14 protein-coding genes are annotated in these 17,631 nt (G+C 34.7%); 4 read left to right on the forward strand and 10 right to left on the reverse strand.

The window, feature by feature from the left end; genetic code table 11:
- Nucleotides 1-823 precede the first annotated feature (823 nt).
- Nucleotides 824-5,587, forward strand: coding sequence for a phage tail-like protein (locus tag AC2TDS_RS15565; protein ID WP_484736499.1), 4,764 nt, complete (start codon nt 824-826; stop codon nt 5,585-5,587).
- 311 nt (nt 5,588-5,898) lie between these two features.
- Here AC2TDS_RS15565 and ade read toward each other — a convergent pair whose 3' ends face one another.
- The 3 genes from ade to AC2TDS_RS15580 form a co-directional block, all read right to left on the reverse strand.
- A complete protein-coding gene (ade, locus tag AC2TDS_RS15570; protein WP_484736500.1) occupies nt 5,899-7,521 on the reverse strand; it encodes an adenine deaminase in 1,623 nt (540 codons plus the stop codon).
- 74 nt (nt 7,522-7,595) lie between these two features.
- Nucleotides 7,596-9,206 (reverse strand): phosphoenolpyruvate carboxykinase (ATP), encoded by a 1,611-nt coding sequence (gene pckA, locus AC2TDS_RS15575; RefSeq protein WP_484736501.1) that lies wholly within the window; start codon nt 9,204-9,206, stop codon nt 7,596-7,598.
- Nucleotides 9,207-9,286: 80 nt separating this feature from the next.
- Nucleotides 9,287-9,673: a DUF423 domain-containing protein gene (locus AC2TDS_RS15580; protein ID WP_484736502.1), complete on the reverse strand. Its 387-nt coding sequence runs from the start codon at nt 9,671-9,673 to the stop codon at nt 9,287-9,289.
- 84 nt (nt 9,674-9,757) lie between these two features.
- Here AC2TDS_RS15580 and AC2TDS_RS15585 point away from each other — a divergent pair, with 84 nt between their 5' ends.
- A complete protein-coding gene (locus tag AC2TDS_RS15585) occupies nt 9,758-11,128 on the forward strand; it encodes a saccharopine dehydrogenase family protein (protein ID WP_484736503.1) in 1,371 nt (456 codons plus the stop codon).
- 144 nt (nt 11,129-11,272) lie between these two features.
- On the opposite strand, the gene AC2TDS_RS15590 is transcribed toward AC2TDS_RS15585, so the two are convergent.
- The 4 genes from AC2TDS_RS15590 to AC2TDS_RS15605 form a co-directional block, all read right to left on the reverse strand.
- Nucleotides 11,273-11,992: a tRNA1(Val) (adenine(37)-N6)-methyltransferase gene (locus tag AC2TDS_RS15590; RefSeq protein WP_484736504.1), complete on the reverse strand. Its 720-nt coding sequence runs from the start codon at nt 11,990-11,992 to the stop codon at nt 11,273-11,275.
- 144 nt (nt 11,993-12,136) lie between these two features.
- Complete coding sequence (mnmC2, locus tag AC2TDS_RS15595; RefSeq protein WP_484736505.1) at nt 12,137-12,796, reverse strand: tRNA (5-methylaminomethyl-2-thiouridine)(34)-methyltransferase MnmC2; 660 nt, start codon at nt 12,794-12,796, stop codon at nt 12,137-12,139.
- Between the two features lies 1 nt (nt 12,797).
- Nucleotides 12,798-13,208 (reverse strand): hypothetical protein, encoded by a 411-nt coding sequence (locus AC2TDS_RS15600; RefSeq protein WP_484736506.1) that lies wholly within the window; start codon nt 13,206-13,208, stop codon nt 12,798-12,800.
- Nucleotides 13,208-13,711 carry a DUF4920 domain-containing protein gene (locus AC2TDS_RS15605; protein WP_484736507.1) on the reverse strand — a complete coding sequence of 168 codons (504 nt, stop codon included), beginning with the start codon at nt 13,709-13,711 and terminating at the stop codon, nt 13,208-13,210. The genes AC2TDS_RS15600 and AC2TDS_RS15605 overlap by 1 nt, the downstream gene beginning before the upstream one ends.
- A gap of 119 nt (nt 13,712-13,830) precedes the next feature.
- Between AC2TDS_RS15605 and AC2TDS_RS15610 the strand changes: the two genes are divergently transcribed.
- Complete coding sequence (locus tag AC2TDS_RS15610) at nt 13,831-14,880, forward strand: branched-chain amino acid aminotransferase (RefSeq protein WP_484736508.1); 1,050 nt, start codon at nt 13,831-13,833, stop codon at nt 14,878-14,880.
- 68 nt (nt 14,881-14,948) lie between these two features.
- Nucleotides 14,949-15,776, forward strand: coding sequence for a TlpA family protein disulfide reductase (locus AC2TDS_RS15615; RefSeq protein ID WP_484736509.1), 828 nt, complete (start codon nt 14,949-14,951; stop codon nt 15,774-15,776).
- 13 nt (nt 15,777-15,789) lie between these two features.
- Here the strand turns inward: AC2TDS_RS15615 and AC2TDS_RS15620 are convergent, their stop codons facing one another.
- From AC2TDS_RS15620 to AC2TDS_RS15630, 3 genes are read right to left on the reverse strand one after another with little or no spacing between them, the layout of a single operon-like run.
- Complete coding sequence (locus AC2TDS_RS15620; protein ID WP_484736510.1) at nt 15,790-16,176, reverse strand: pyrophosphohydrolase domain-containing protein; 387 nt, start codon at nt 16,174-16,176, stop codon at nt 15,790-15,792.
- Between the two features lie 21 nt (nt 16,177-16,197).
- Nucleotides 16,198-16,878 (reverse strand): HAD family hydrolase, encoded by a 681-nt coding sequence (locus tag AC2TDS_RS15625; protein WP_484736511.1) that lies wholly within the window; start codon nt 16,876-16,878, stop codon nt 16,198-16,200.
- 3 nt (nt 16,879-16,881) lie between these two features.
- A complete protein-coding gene (locus AC2TDS_RS15630; protein ID WP_484736512.1) occupies nt 16,882-17,610 on the reverse strand; it encodes an SDR family NAD(P)-dependent oxidoreductase in 729 nt (242 codons plus the stop codon).
- Nucleotides 17,611-17,631: the final 21 nt, after the last annotated feature.

A 17,631-nucleotide genomic window follows, 5' to 3' on the forward strand; every position in this document is an offset into this window, starting at 1 on the left:
AAAATTTAAAACAAAAACGATGAATGTATTTTGCCTCATGAGTTGTTAATAAGTCTGTGAGATATGATGCGATAGAGTAAACTAAAAAGCTCCAGCAAGTATTTTTTTTAGTTAGGCTTTATGGTGTGTTTTGCGAAAATCCTAAAAATAACTTCGATTTTTTAGTATTTATTTAATTTTTTCGTTATTTTAAGAAAAAAAATAATAGGTTTGCAAAGCAAAACCTTAAAACCCACAATTTAAATCTAATAGTTTAGTAAGTTTACGTTCTTTTGTTTAGTAAAAAAATATGATAACTATCGTCTGTTAAGAAGTTTTCCCCAAAACGCATTGATATTTATGATGTAGAATCTACCAATGGGTAGTTTTAACTTTCGCTTTCCCAAGTGTTATGCCATTTCTGATGTTAATTTACCGAACATGATTGTTTATGGTAAATGCTGATATATAGAATAATATATAAGCATGACTGGAAGTAAATGCTTGTGTAACTTTTACCTAAGCATGGGTATTAAGCAATCCCGTTAAATACTCCATTGGATCCTTTGATTTTTATAATAAGAAAATTGAATAGCTCGCGCACTATCGCGTGTGCTGTTTTTTCAGATCCTAATAGGAATGCAATCATCAAGGAAAACTTCGAATTTATTAAGCAAAACAATATTTTTTAAAGAAATATAGGTGCAAAAATCTAGTACAAATATAGTACTAAGGATATAAAAAAAACAATAAAAATAATTTTTTAAACACAAAAACAATAGCTACGTAGATAAACTACTGCGTAACACAAAACAACAACTAATTAATATAAAACCTACTACTTATGAATACAATAAAAAGAGTACTACTGGGTATTTTGCTGCTTAGCTTTATAGGAGTGCATGCCCAAACACTTAATGAAACTTCCGGAACAGGTTCTGGGGTAAGTATAACCACAGGAGACTACAACACCATGTATGGAGACAGCACTGGTTCTAATATTACATCAGGACATTATAATACATTTTTAGGCTATCAAGCAGGTCGTTCCTGGACAACTAGTGAAGGGGTAGCCATTGGCTACCAAGCTGGATATAGCAATACCACAGGATTCGATAATACTTTTATTGGCTGGCAAGCTGGATATTCTAATATTAATGGTGGTGACAATACGTTTATTGGTACAGAATCTGGGGAGCGCAATACAACGGGTTACGACAATACCTTTGTTGGAGAAGAATCTGGAACTCTGAATACCACAGGGTATGAAAATACATTTATAGGAGAGGATGCTGGTTTTAGTAATACCACTGGGTATAGAAATACATTTATAGGTAATGAGGCAGGAATTAGTGCTGGTGTAGGGTATAGAAATACAGCAGTAGGTAGTGAATCAATGAGTGATGTAGATGAGGGTCATCATAACACGGCTTTGGGAGATTCTTCAGGGATAGATGTAGGAGATGGTATTTATAATACGTTTATAGGAGCAGCAGCAGGGCCAGCTACTGAATATGCAGATTATAATACTTTTGTGGGTGCGATGTCTGGTTGGGACAATAACAGAACTAACTCGACTGCCAACGCAAATAGAAATACCTATGTTGGTTATTATACAGGGTTTACCAATAGAGAAGGGCAAGATAATGTAGGTATGGGAGCTTTATCTAATTATACCAATACCAACCGAAGTAGAACTGTTTTTATAGGGGCAGACATGACAGTTGGTAATAATGATGTGATTATGATGGGGTATCTTGGTTATAATACAGGCCAGTATAGTATTTCCGTTGGTCAGTTACATGATATGCGAGGAACAAGAGCTGTTGGTATAGGAAATGATTTTAATATGAACGCAAATGCCGACTATTCTGTGGGTCTTGGAGATCAAATAAACATTTCACAATCGTATGCAGTGGGTATAGGAAATAGTGTTGATATAGATAATACGCAAGCTGTAGCAGTTGGTTCTGGATCTGTTGTGCAAAATGACGGTGCCATCGTAATAGGCTATGGAGCGGCTTCGAATGATACAGGAGGTACGGCAACCAATAATATCGCCATAGGCTACAATGCTGTGGTAACTGGTAATAATGCTATAGCAATAGGGAATGCGGCTACAGCAGCGAATGAAAACACCATGGTTTTAGGAGGTGAAACTAATCCGTTAAGTGTGGGTATTGGAACGAATACTCCTAATTCCAATGCGTCTTTAGATTTAACAGGTGCCAACAAAGGCTTACTGCTAAATAGATTAACTACAGCGGAAAGAACAACTTTGCAAACAAGTTTAGCAGCTTCAGAAAAAGGGTTGTTTGTATATGATGTAGATTTAAATTCTCCTTTTTCATGGGATGGTACTCAATGGATTGCCTCTGAGGCAGATACGGATGCGCAAGATTTAGATTTAACTGTAAACACCTTAAGTTTAACGAATGATGGTACTACGGTTGATTTATCGGGGTATTTAGACAATACGGATGCTCAAAACTTAACGTTTACCGGAACTAGTTTAAGCATCGCTAACGGAAACAGTGTTGATTTATCGAGTTTACAAGATGGTACGGGAACGGATAATCAGGATTTAGATTTAACTGTAAACACCTTAAGTTTAACGAATGATGGTACTACGGTTGATTTATCGGGGTATTTAGACAATACGGATGCTCAAAACTTAACGTTTACCGGAACGAGTTTAAGCATCGCTAATGGAAACAGCGTTGATTTATCAAGCTTACAAGACGGTACGGGAACGGATAATCAGGATTTAGATTTAACTGTAAACACCTTAAGTTTAACGAATGATGGTACTACGGTTGATTTATCGGGGTATTTAGACAATACGGATGCTCAAAACTTAACGTTTACCGGAACTAGTTTAAGCATCGCTAACGGAAACAGTGTTGATTTATCGAGTTTACAAGATGGTACGGGAACGGATAATCAGGATTTAGATTTAACTGTAAACACCTTAAGTTTAACGAATGATGGTACTACGGTTGATTTATCGGGGTATTTAGACAATACGGATGCTCAAAACTTAACGTTTACCGGAACGAGTTTAAGCATCGCTAATGGAAACAGCGTTGATTTATCAAGCTTACAAGACGGTACGGGAACGGATAATCAGGATTTAGATTTAACTGTAAACACCTTAAGTTTAACGAATGATGGTACTACGGTTGATTTATCGGGGTATTTAGACAATACGGATGCTCAAAACTTAACGTTTACCGGAACGAGTTTAAGCATCGCTAATGGAAACAGTGTTGATTTATCGAGCTTACAAGATGGTACGGGAACGGATAATCAGGATTTAGATTTAACTGTAAACACCTTAAGTTTAACCAATGATGGTACTACGGTTGATTTATCGGGGTATTTGGACAATACGGATGCGCAAGATTTAGATTTAAGTGGAAATACCTTGAGTTTAACGAATGATGGTAGTACGGTTGATTTATCAGGATACCTAGACAATACGGATGCACAAAGTTTAAGTTTTACCGGAACGAGTTTAAGTATCGCTAACGGAAACAGTGTTGATTTATCGAGCTTACAAGATGGTACGGGAACGGATAATCAGGACTTAGATTTAACTGTAAATATCTTGAGTTTAACCAATGATGGTACTACGGTTGATTTATCGGGGTATTTAGACAATACGGATGCACAAAGTTTAAGTTTTACGAGAACGAGCTTAAGTATCGCTAACGGGAACAGTGTTGATTTATCAAGCTTACAAGATGGTACGGGAACGGATAATCAGGACTTAGATTTAACTGTAAATACCTTGAGTTTAACGAATGATGGTACTACGGTTGATTTATCGGGGTATTTAGATAATACGGATGCGCAAGATTTAGATTTAACTGTAAATACCTTAAGTTTAACGAATGATGGTACTACGGTTGATTTATCGGGGTATTTAGACAATACGGATGCACAAAGTTTAAGTTTTACGGGAACGAGCTTAAGTATCGCTAATGGGAACAGTGTTGATTTATCAAGCTTACAAGATGGTACGGGAACGGATAATCAGGATTTAGATTTAACTGTAAACACCTTAAGTTTAACCAATGATGGTACTACGGTTGATTTATCAGGATACCTAGACAATACGGATGCTCAAAGTTTAAACTTCACAGGAACTAGCTTAAGCATTGCTAACGGAAACAGTGTTGATTTATCAAGTTTGCAAGATGGTACGGGAACGGATAATCAGGATTTAGATTTAAGTGGAAATACCTTAAGCTTAACCAATGATGGTACTACGGTTGATTTATCAGGATATTTGGACAATACGGATGCGCAAGACTTAGATTTAACCGGAAATACGCTAAGCTTAACCAACGACGGTACTACGGTTGATTTATCTGGGTATTTGGATAATACGGATGCACAAAGTTTAAGTTTTACGGGAACGAGCTTAAGCATTGCTAACGGAAATAGTGTTGACTTATCAAGCTTACAAGATGGTACAGGAACGGATAATCAGGATTTAGATTTAAGTGGAAATACGCTAAGCTTAACCAACGACGGTACTACGGTTGATTTATCTGGGTATTTGGATAATACGGATGCACAAAGTTTAAGTTTTACGGGAACGAGCTTAAGCATTGCTAACGGAAATAGTGTTGACTTATCAAGCTTACAAGATGGTACAGGAACGGATAATCAGGATTTAGATTTAAGTGGAAATACCTTAAGCTTAACCAATGATGGTACTACGGTTGATTTATCAGGATACCTAGATAATACGGATGCACAAAACCTAAGCTTAACTGGAACTAGTTTAAGCATTGCTAACGGAAACAGTGTTGATTTATCAAGTTTGCAAGATGGTACGGGAACGGATAATCAGGATTTAGATTTAAGTGGAAATACCTTAAGCTTAACCAATGATGGTACTACGGTTGATTTATCAGAATACCTAGATAATACGGATGCACAAAACCTAAGCTTAACAGGAACGAGTTTAAGCATCGCTAACGGAAACAGTGTTGACTTATCGAGCTTACAAGACGGTACAGGAACTGACAGTCAAACATTAGCATTATCTGGCGATAATTTAACCATTACCAACGGTAACACGATAGATTTATCAGCCTATGCAAATTCTGACAATCAGAGTTTAACTTCAGCAACACTTTCTGGGAATACTTTAACCATAGCTATTGAAAATGGAGGGTCAGTGAATGTTGATTTATCGTCTATTTTAACAAGTGTAGAATCTCAAACTTCAGCTCAACAGTCACAAATAGACGATTTGATTTCTAGAGTAGGAGCAATAGAAGCCTGTGCTTGTGAAGGTACCTTAAATACGAGTGGGGAAGTTCCTAAAAATGAACGACCAATTTTATACCAAAACATACCCAATCCATTTAACGGAACAACGTCTATTAAGTACTATGTGCCAGTGGACTATGAAAAAGCAGCCATTGTATTTAGCAATACGACAGGGCAAATAATAGATACGGTACATTTAACTGAACTAGGCGAGCAAGAGTTGTATTTTAACAGCGCATCACTAGCTTCTGGGGTGTACTATTACACACTTTATATCAACAGTCATAAGGTAGCGACCAAAAAAATGATTATAGAATAAAGGTGAATACTACCATGTGTAATTTGAAAGGAGCGTTTTATTACGGGAATTTTAATAGGTAAATGGTATTATAAATGTATTAAAAGGCCTCATCAATGCAAATTGATGAGGCTTTTTTTATAGGGTAAAAACATAGTGGCATTATATAATAATACCATCTGATGTTAATTTAACGATCGTAATTGTTTATGGTAAATACCGATCTATAGATGATCATATTTTATACAGACTTTAGTTTGTTATTTCCATGGTATAACGTATCAGCATGACTGCAAGGAAATGGTTGTGTAACGTATATCTAAGATATGGTGTTACTTTATTTCTACTGAGGTGAATTGAAATGAATTTCCATCAAACAATCCTTTATCAGAAAGTTTTAAGGAAGGGATTACTAATAATGCCATAAAAGATAGGGTCATATAGGGGGCTCTAAGCGTGCTTCCCATGCTTTTAGCCATGGCGTCTAATTCGGCATAAGCTTTACCAATCTCTTCTGCAGGTTTATCACTCATTATTCCAGCTACTGGTAACGCTACCACTTTACTAGTTTCTTTAGTAACTGCGCAAATTCCTCCTTTATTTTCAATGAGAAGGTTCACTGCTTTACAAATCATTTCATCAGTAGCTCCTACCGCTATGATATTATGGGAATCATGCCCAACAGAACTTGCAATAGCTCCCTCTGTTAGTCCGAAATTTTTAATAAAAGCAATGGAAGGAGTTGTGTTTTGATAGCGGTTAACTACCGTCATTTTTAAAATATCATTGGATGTATCTGATATTAAGTTTCCATTTTCAATTAAGGAAGGCAACTCTATATTATTTGTAACCAATTCACCATCGAGGGCCTCAATTACTCGTATTTTTTCTGATGCTGAATAAAATTCGAAATCTTCAACGTTTTTTGTATCCGTATTAAAGTTATTTAATACGTCAAAACCAACTGGTTTTATAAAAGAAACTCCATTTTCAGCAACTAATTGACCATCGATGTAGGTTTGTGCTATTTTAAAGGTTTCTAAACTTTTGGTAATGATAAAATCAGCAGGATCACCTTCTTTTAACAAGCCCACGTCTAAATTATAGTGGTTCACTGGATTTACACAGGCTGCTTGTAATATTTTGAAAATGTCAATTCCTTTGGCTACGGCACGTTCACAAAGTTGGTTTATATGACCAACTAACAAATCATCGGGGTGTTTGTCATCCGAGCAGAACATTATGTTTTCATAGTGTTCAGGAAGAAGGTCAATTAGCGCTTCAAAATTTTTTGCAGCACTTCCTTCTCGGATGATTACTTTCATTCCTTTTTGGAGCTTTTCTAACGCTTCGTCATAGGTAAAACACTCGTGATCGGTATAAATTCCTGCCGCGATATATTTGGTAAGATCATCACCTCTCAGGCCTGGCGCATGGCCGTCTACTGGTTTATGGTAATGTTTCGCCCAAGCAATTTTTTTTAACACCTCTTCATCATCATAAATAACACCTGGATAGTTCATCATTTCGGCTAAGTACTTAATATCGGGGTTGGCCATCATTTGTTGAATATCATCTGAGTCAATGATGGCACCTGCATTTTCAAAAGAAGTAGCTGGTACGCAAGATGGTGCGCCAAAATTGAATTTAAAAGGTACTTTTTTTCCGTTTTCAATCATAAAGTCAACCCCTTTAACACCTAAAACATTGGCGATCTCATGAGGGTCCGAAACTGTTGCTACAGTACCGTGCTTTACGGCAATTTTCGCAAATTCTGAAGGTACCAGCATAGAGCTTTCAATGTGGATATGTGCATCAATAAAGCCCGGTAGAATATAACTTTCGCAAGTATGATCTATAGCTCTTACAGATGTTATTTTTCCATTTTTGATTTCTATCTCCCCTTTAAAGATGTTTCTGTTTATAATATCAACTATATTACCTCGTACCGTCATGTTATTTTTTTTTGCTAAAATAATCAGTATTTTTTCATAAAAAAAGCATCCGTTAAGGATGCTTTCTAAAAGTGTTATTTTTTTATGATTGGTGGCCCACCAGCTAAAATTTCCTCATTAGCATAGTCTTTATACTTCTTGAAGTTTTCTCTAAAAGAATCTGCCAATTTGTGCGCTGTTTTATAGTATCCCTCATCGTTATTCCAAGCTTTACGTTGACTTAATAACTCAGTTGGAACGCCAGGGCATTTTCGTGGCTGTGCTAAACCAAATACTGAATGTATATGGTAGTTTTCATGTGTTATTTCACCTAGTTCACCATTTAACGCAGCATTAATCATAGCACGCGTGTATTTCAATTTCATTCTATTTCCTACTCCGTAAGGTCCGGCAAACCACCCGGTGTTAATTAACCAAACGTTTACCTTAGTTTCTTTCATTTTTTCGCTTAGCATTTCGGCATAGCGAGTTGGGTGTAAAGGCATAAAAGGAGCTCCAAAACAAGCTGAAAAACTTGGTAAAGGCTCAGTAACTCCGGCTTCTGTACCGGCTACTTTTGCAGTGTACCCAGAAATAAAATGATAAGCGGCTTGGCCAGGTGTTAATTTAGATATCGGAGGTAATACTCCAAATGCATCGGCCGTTAAGAAAAATATATTCTTAGGATTACTTCCTGTAGAAGGAATTCTAATATTTTCAATATGGTGAATAGGGTAGCTTACACGCGTATTTTGTGTTATAGAGGTATCAGCGAAATCAACATTTCCTGCCTTATCCATTACAACGTTTTCTAAAATAGCGCCACGCTTAATAGCTGCATAAATTTCAGGTTCTTTATCTTGAGATAAGTCGATTACTTTGGCGTAACAACCACCTTCAAAATTAAAAACTGAGTTTTCAGAAGTCCAACCGTGCTCATCATCTCCAATTAAACTACGATTCGGATCTGTTGATAAGGTGGTTTTTCCTGTCCCAGATAAACCAAAGAAAATAGCGGTATCTCCATCTTTTCCAACATTTGCAGAGCAATGCATTGGTAAGGTGTTTTTATATACAGGTAGAATAAAGTTTAATGCTGAAAAGATTCCTTTCTTTATTTCTCCTGTATATCCTGTTCCTCCAATTAATGCGACTTTCCTAGAAAAGTTTAAGATCGCAAAATTGTGTTGACGTGTGCCGTCTATCTCAGGGTTTGCCATAAAGCCAGGAGCATTGACAACCGTCCATTCAGAAGAAAAACCTTTTAATTCTTCTTTGGTAGGGCGCAAAAACATGTTATGTGCAAACATGTTACTCCATGGGTATTCATTGACTACTCTAATGTTTAACTTATAATTTTCATCAGCACAAGCATAACAATCTCGCACGAAAACTTCTTTGTTTGAAAGATATTCTGTAACCTTATCGTATAATTTGTCAAACTTTTCTGAATCAAAAGGGATGTTGATGTCTCCCCACCAAATTTCATCTTTGGTGATATCGTCTTTAACAATGAAACGATCCATAGGGGAGCGACCTGTAAATTCACCTGTTTTAACAGCGATCGCTCCAAAACTAGTGTTTTCTCCTTGTTCTTTTTCAATGGTAATATCATGCAACTCGTCTGAAGTCAATTGATAACGAACGGTAGCATCCTTAATTCCTAAGTCGTCTATCGAAATCGTTTTCGTATCAAGATTTGTCATCCTAAAAAATTTTAGTTGTGTTTTATTTTTGACAAAAATAGTTCTTTTTGTTAAAACAGATTAAACATAGGTAAATTTTATTAACTATTCTCTTTTGATAACTTTTTTAAGAAATAAAATGCTACTAATGACCACCCTAGAATTAGGAATATTCCACCTAATGGTGTTATAAACCAAATCAGTTTAGCTGGAACTTGTAATAGTTGTATTGCATAAATGGATCCAGAAAATAGTACAATGCCGACTATGACCAGCCAACTTATCTTTTTTTTGAAGGTGTCTGATATTTGAACGTTGGTATTGATAAACAAAAGAAATAATACGTGAAACATTTGGTATCGAACAGCTGTTTCAAAACTTTCAAAAGCATCTGGCGTTAATTTATCTTTTAGAAGATGTGCTCCGAAAGCACCGAGCACCACTGCCAGCGCTCCTAAAATAGAAATTATTGTTAAATTTTTATACATTTTTAATATTTTTGTTTAGAATTAAACTTTTTTTTAACGATATTGCTATCCGTAAATAAATGACAATAAAAGTACAATTTATAGATGAGAAAAATATTGATTATTGGTGCTGGAAGATCAAGCTCTTCGCTTATAAAATATTTATTAGATAAATCTTCGGATGAGTCTTTATATATCACTATTGGTGATGTATCTAGGGAAAATGCCCTATCAAACATAAATGGGCATAAAAATGCAGCTGCCATTCAGTTAGATGTGTTTAATAAAGAAGAAAGAGAAGAAGCTATTAAAATGGCAGATATCGTAATATCGATGTTGCCTGCTCGTTTTCATTTACAAGTGGCAAAAGACTGCCTTACTTTTAGCAAACATATGGTTACAGCGTCCTACATATCAAAGGAGATGAATATGCTGAATGAGGAGGCTATATCAAAGGGGTTGGTTTTTATGAATGAGATTGGATTGGATCCAGGAATTGACCACATGAGTGCTATGCAAGTGATTGATAGAATTAAAGACGCCAATGGAAAAATGTTGTTGTTTGAATCTTTTTGTGGTGGTTTGGTAGCTCCTGAGAGTGATACAAATTTATGGAATTATAAGTTTACCTGGAATCCAAGAAATGTGGTTATGGCAGGGCAAGGTGGAGCGTCTATGTTTTTACAGGAAGGGACGTACAAGTACATACCGTATCATAAACTTTTTAGAAGAACTGAATTTTTGACGATTAATGGAAGTGGTAAGTTCGAAGCTTATGCAAACCGAGATTCGTTAAAATACCTTAGTATATATGGTTTAAAAGATATAAAAACGATGTATCGAGGAACCATAAGAAAAGTTGGTTTCTCAAGAGCTTGGAACGTTTTTGTACAATTAGGAATGACCGATGATTCGTATTCTATTGAAAATTCAGAACATATGAGTTATCGTGATTTTACAAACTTGTTTTTAGCGTATTCTCCGAGTGATTCGGTAGAGTTAAAATTTAGATCGTATCTGAAAATTGACCAAGATGATGTCATGTGGGATAAATTTGAAGAGATAGGCCTCTTTAATCCTCATAAAAAGGTAGGGTTAAAAAATGCTACACCAGCACAAATTTTACAAAAAATATTGATAGATTCTTGGACATTGGAATCAGAGGATAAGGATATGATTGTTATGCATCATATTTTTGGATATGAGAAAGACGGGAAGAAGAAACAAATTGAAAGTAGTATGGTGATCAAAGGAGATGATCAAACCTATACAGCAATGGCAAAGACCGTTGGGCTCCCAGTTGCGATGGCTACATTACGAATATTAAATGGAGATATTACCACACCTGGTGTTCAGATACCAATTAGTAAAGAAGTTTATATGCCTATTTTAAAAGAGTTAGAAGATTACGGGATAACCTTTGTGGAAAAGGAAGTGCCTTATTTGGGGTATAACCCAGATAGTGTAAAGGGATAAAATATAGGTTGAGCGTTAAGCTCAACCTTTTTAGTTTCACGTGCATTATATCTTAGAAAACCTATGATGTCTGTAAGTAGTATTAAAACAGCTAATTAGTTATCACTAGATCGGTAGTATCTTAAAACTACTAACACCATTTTTTTACATTTTCAAATAAAAATCTTTCGTAAGGTTTATGTAGGCATCCGTGTATTGATGTCTTTCTTTCTCGATAATTAATTCTTCTTTTTGAATCGATGTTCTCGTAAAAGAGAACTCTAATAAACTTCGTTTGATAGCTGAATTACAGTTGCCTTTTATATGGCATACTCTGTTTACATAAAGGTTGTTATTGCTAGCTAATGTGATAAAGTCATTTTCTTCTTTAAACGGAATGATTACAGCAAAAACTCCTTGTTTACTCAAAATAGCACTTACATCTTTTAGAAGCTCTTCAAAATTTAATGAAGTGGTAAACCGAGCCTTATTTCTAGCCTCGTCTTTTGTTTGGTATTCATCTTTATAGAAAGGAGGGTTTGAAATAATTAGATCGTAGGTTTCTTCTTCCTGACTTATTTCGTTGGCAAATTCATTAAAGGAAACATGGTAACAAAAAAGACGGTCTCCCCAATCAGATTGTTCAAAATTTTGTACCGATTGTTCGTAAGCTTGCCCATCGATTTCGACAGCATCAATGGTAGAGGCATTGCATCTTTGTGCCAGCATTAACGATAGTATTCCAGTTCCCGATCCGATATCTAAAATGGTGTCTGGATATTCTTTTAATGAGCACCAAGCGCCCAAAAGAACTGCATCTGTACCGATTTTCATGGCAGATTTATCTTGTTCTATGGTAAATTCTTTAAATTGAAACGGTTTCATGTATTAAATTATAAAATACGGCTAATTATTTTTTCGGCATTGTACCAAAGCATGATAACAACAATCAATAAAACGACTAGCAGTAGTCCGCGTTTAGAGTTTGGTTTTCTATTATTTCCAAATCTTCTTTGAAATTTCATTTCTTTATGTTTTAGTTTTTGTTGCTCTTAACATTTCTCTTTTTCCTGGTGGTCCTGGCAATCGTTCTACCGAAAAGCCAACTGCTTGCATGGCTCTTCGAGTACTTCCTTTGGCAGAATAGGTCACTAAAACACCGTTGTCTTTAAGTGCTAGGTACATCTTTTTGAAAATGTCTTCAGTCCATAGTTCTGGTTGAACTCTTGCTCCAAAAGCATCAAAATAAATTAAATGATAGGTGTTTTTATCATTGATTTCAGAAAAGAACTTTTGTTGTTTTGTGATTGCAAAATTAGTTGAAATTTGATGCTTTTCTTCCCATGAATAGGTATGTATTTTGTTAAAAATGTTAGCCTTGTTTTCAGCCTTTAACAAAGAGGTGTAATTTAGCTGTTCAATTTCATCAATACCAACTGGGTAGGCCTCTACGCCAACGTAATCAATGGTACGATTTGCCTCCAGAAAAGTAATAAAACAATTTAAGCCAGTACCAAAACCTATTTCAAGAATGGAGAGAGGATCTATATCAAGTATATCTAATCCGTTTTTAATAAAAACATGGTAAGCTTCTTGAATTGCTCCATGTTTAGAATGGTACTGCTCATTCCATTCTGGCAGGTGAATGGTGTTGGAACCATCGGATGTAATAATGATTTCTCTTTTCAAATTAATGGATTAATAATTTTTTAATTCTTTGGATCGGTCCTATACAGGTTGTTTGATGGCAGGTAATACAGCTGTTGATTGCCTTATTAAAGTTTATTTTAACTGAATCTTTTGAACTGCTGTACACCTTTTTTATATTTTGCAAATATAGTTTAGAAAATTCTTCGAAACTAGGAGTTCTATCGCTAGAATCAGTTAACATTGCTGTATTTATATTTAAATACCTCTGCGGAAAAATGCCAAGATCTGTATCTTGCAAAATTTTTTCTTTTAACTGAGTGTGGCGGTAATACATCTCGTTCATTAAAGCAGCCATTTCTGACTGCTTGTACATAATTAGGTCAATGTCTTTTTTTCGTTCCGTTTTACATGAAAACAACACTACAGAAAAAAATAGAACAAAGTGTTTCATTATTTTTTTAATAATACACCATCTGCTTCAAATGCATAGGTATATTTTGGTTCGGTAATTTCAGCTATTTCTTCATCAGATTTCCCTGCATCTTTAGCATAATGTTGCAATTCTTCAACCGAGGTAGTCGTAACAAAAGCTTTACCACTTACAATAACGTCTTTCTTATCTGAATTTAGAGGCATAAAAAAACCATAATCTTTAAAACGAACCATTGATTCGTTTTCGTTTCCTAAATCTAATTTCATCCAACAACCTTTTTTCTTACATACGCTATTAATGGTTGAAGAGAATTTTAAGCTTAATGTATCACCTGTTTTTAGGTGTTTAAATTTCGAAAACATTTCAGACTTATTTAAGGTATTATCAGAAGAAATTTTCTTTCCAAATGAAGTATATTCAGTTTCCTCAATACTTTTCTGATCTACTTTTTCATCTTTGTTTGTTTTGCAACTTAAAAGCAAGTTTGTAGAAATAAGTGTTATTATCAGTAGTTTTTTCATAATCAGTAGTTTATAGTAAATAACAAAACAAAGATAGATATATTTGTTTGATTCTTAAAGTATTTGCCATTGATAGTAGTTGTTTTTGTAACTTTGTTTCATTTTAAAAAACTTTTTTTATGGATATAAAAATTCAACCGATTGAAACTTCTAAAATAAATGATGTAGATTTTAGTAATTTGTCTTTTGGACATGTTTTTACCGATCATATGTTTGTATGTGATTACTCAAATGGTGAGTGGAAAAATCCTGAAATTGTGCCCTATGGACCTATTCTTTTTGAACCTTCGGCAAGAGTTTTTCATTACGGTCAGGCTGTTTTTGAAGGAATGAAAGCATATAAGGATGCTAATGATGATATCTTTTTATTTAGACCAGATCAAAGTGTTAAGAGACTTAATAAATCTGCTGAAAGATTGGCAATACCTGCGTTACCGGAAGATTTTTTCTTAGAAGGTTTAAAGAAATTATTACATCTAGATACTGAGTGGATAAAGAAAGGTTTTGGTAATTCTTTGTATATACGTCCATTTATTATTGCTACTGAAGGAGCTATTGCGGCTTCTCCAGCAGAGACGTATAAATTTATGATTATATGTTCTCCAGCGCAATCGTACTATGCTGGTGACGTAAGAGTGATTATATCTGAGAAATACAGTAGGTCTGCTAATGGCGGAGTCGGATATGCAAAGGCGGCGGGTAATTATGCAGCACAATTTTATCCGACGAGTTTAGCCCATAAAGAAGGGTATCAACAAATCATTTGGACGGATGCTAATACGCATGAATACCTAGAAGAAGCGGGCACAATGAACGTTTTTTTCAGAATAGGAGATCGATTGATAACTGCTCCAACAAGTGATAGGATTTTAGATGGTATAACAAGGAAGTCTATTGTTCAGTTGGCAAAAGATAATAATATAGACCTTGAGGTAAGAAATATAAAAGTAAAAGAGATAAAATTGGCCGCAGCGAATGGAGAGTTGAAAGAGATTTTTGGTTCGGGAACAGCCGCAGTCATTACTGCGATCAAAGGGTTCAAACATCGTGATGATGTATATGAATTACCAATTATAGAAAACTCATATGCTGACTTTTTTAAGAGTAAACTACTAAACATACAATATAACAAGGAAGAGGATGTGCATAATTGGAGAGTTAAAATTTAGATTATTAAAATAAATTCCCTAAATTTAGAGTTAGTTTGTTGTAATCAATAAAATTACAGAAGGGAAAAATGAAGAACATAGTAGTAGTAGCGATAGTCGCTGTTGTAGTTGGTTTCGGAATAAGCGTTATAGGGATATCAGCTTATTTAAAAATTAATGAAATAGAAAACGACTCAGAATTAATAGAAGAAAGTAACAATACTAAGGTCGATGTAGAATCATCGTCTTATATGGATAGTTTTGAGGACTGGAACTCATATTCAAAAGGGAATATAGATTTAATGTCTTTCTATAAAGCTCTTGATGAAAAAGGGGGTAATATTGGAAGAACGATCTTTTTAAATTTACTAAGAACCGGTGCCTACTACCCTAAAAAGGAGCAGAGAGCAGGAGATCTTATATACCGATTGGTTCCGATAGGAGAAAATGTAGATCCGAAAATAAAAGAATCCATCAAGAAAATGGCCAAGATTGCTTTTGCTTACCATAGAATGGAGGGCAAAAAATTACCTACACATGATTTTGTTGATTTAAGCGGTGTTTCTTACAATCCAAAAGATTTGAGAGGAAAGTTACTGGTGTTAAAATGCTGGTCAATTAAAAGTGGACCTTGTGTAGCAGAGCTTCCAGAACTTAACAAACTAGTTGAAAAATATAAAAACAAAAAAATAGTCTTTATTAGTTTAGCTTTTGAAGGAAAGGATAAGCTGGTTCCGTTTTTTAAAACGAAACCATTTAAATATGTAACGATTCCTTCCCAGAAAGTGTATATTTCTAAGAAACTGAAAGTAAAACAATACCCTACACACCTTATTGTTGATAGTAATGGCACAATTATTAAAATGGTTAATAATGTCCGTACATTAGCTTCTGAATTACAGAGAATTATAAGGTAAACTCCATGTTAGATTAGGGCTTTAATATTTTTTCGATATTGGGTTTGAAGTAGTTTGGCCCTTTCAAGACTTTTCCGTCTTCTCGATAAATAGGATTCCCATCGTCTCCTAATTTACTCATATTACTTCGTTGTATTTCATTAAAAACTTCCTCGATTTTATGTTGCATTCCATGTTCTATGATGGTTCCGCATAAGATGTATAACATATCGCCAAGTGCATCGGCAACTTCTACTAAATTATTGGTTTCTGTTGCTTCTAAATATTCCTCATTTTCTTCTTTCATAAGGTTGTATCGAAGTAAGTTTCTTTCTGTACCAATATTAGCGGTTGGTTCATTTTTAATGCCCAAACCAAAAGTTGAATGAAATTTATAAACTGCATTTATTTTGTCCTTCATATCGAATTGTTTTATATATAATTAGTGTATGCCTAATTTTGTTTCAGTCTCAGTTAGGTTAAATTCGGTCCAGTCTTTAATGTGATGCTTTACACTCATCTTTTTGAAATCTGAACGGTTTTTATTGTTGACGCCAACAAAATGAATTCCTAAATTTGCCGCAGTAGTAACATCCCATAAGCCATCACCGAATGAAATAATATGCTCGAAATTGGTGATTTGGTAATATTTTTTAGCCTTTTCCATAGCAGAAGTTACGATTGCTTCTCTAGTAAATATAGTATTTGACGATTCTAAAACCTCGTGTATAACAGGAATATCTGCTTGTTGTAATTTTAAAATGGCGGGTTGTAAAATAGAACCGGTCGCAAAACAAATGGCATAGTTCGTTTCATTTAGAATGTATTGAACCATATTATGAGCGCCTTTAATTTCATGGGTGTCAGGAAATGATAAGAAACGTTGTGTCATTATGTGTTCAAATTCTGGAATAAGATTCAAATTAAACTTCTCTTGATGAGTTTTTTCATAATTGACACGCAAAATATAACTATCTGTAGCGTTTTTATAGTTCTTCCAATTCGTGTCGACCTCCGTAATTCCGAAATGTTTCATAGCAAAAAGTAAAGAGTCAATATGTTTTTCTTCACTTTTTGTAAGTGTATCGTCAATATCTAGTATGATAAGATTTTTTTTGGTCATTATCTAAGTGGCAAGTTTTAATATTTTAGAAGGCACTAATGTGAGTACCCATGCAATCATTCTCCAGCGCTTTGAAATGTAGGCAACTCTTTTTTTTCTTTTTATAGCAGTATAAATTTGTGTACTTGCTTTTTCAAGTGAAGTGAGCCAAAAAACACGATCACCTAAAGCCATTTCTGTATTTACATAACCAGGTCGTATGTCAGTAATAAACACTTTTTTAGAAGGGATGGATTTTGTTTTAATGTATAAACTTTCTAAATATACTTTTTGATAGGCTTTTGAAGCAAAGTAAGCCGGAGCAAAGCGGTTTCCTCGCAAGGATGCAATTGATGAAATACCAACTAAATGTCCGAACTGTTGTTGTTTAAATAATTGATATGCCAAATCATACAACTTAGTAACGCCTACTACGTTAGTTTGTATGGTGGTGTTTTCTTTTTCCCAGTGTAATTTTGTGTTGGCAAAACCAATACCAGATGATTGTATCACTAGATCGACTTCACCAAGTTCATCTACAATTTCAGTAAATATCTGTTCAACATGGTCAACTTGTTGAATGTCATTTTGCTTGTAAATGATTTGTGAAGGGTACTGATTCTTTATTTCTTTTAACTTATCTAACCTTCTACCGGTAATCGCTACGAAGTAATTATCTTGCAGCAATAGTTCTGTGAGTCTTTTTCCAATACCAGAGGTTGCCCCAAAAACAATTGCTGTTTTAGTTTTCATCAATATAAAATCATTCTTTAA

It is taken from the genome of Tenacibaculum profundicola, assembly GCF_057220795.1.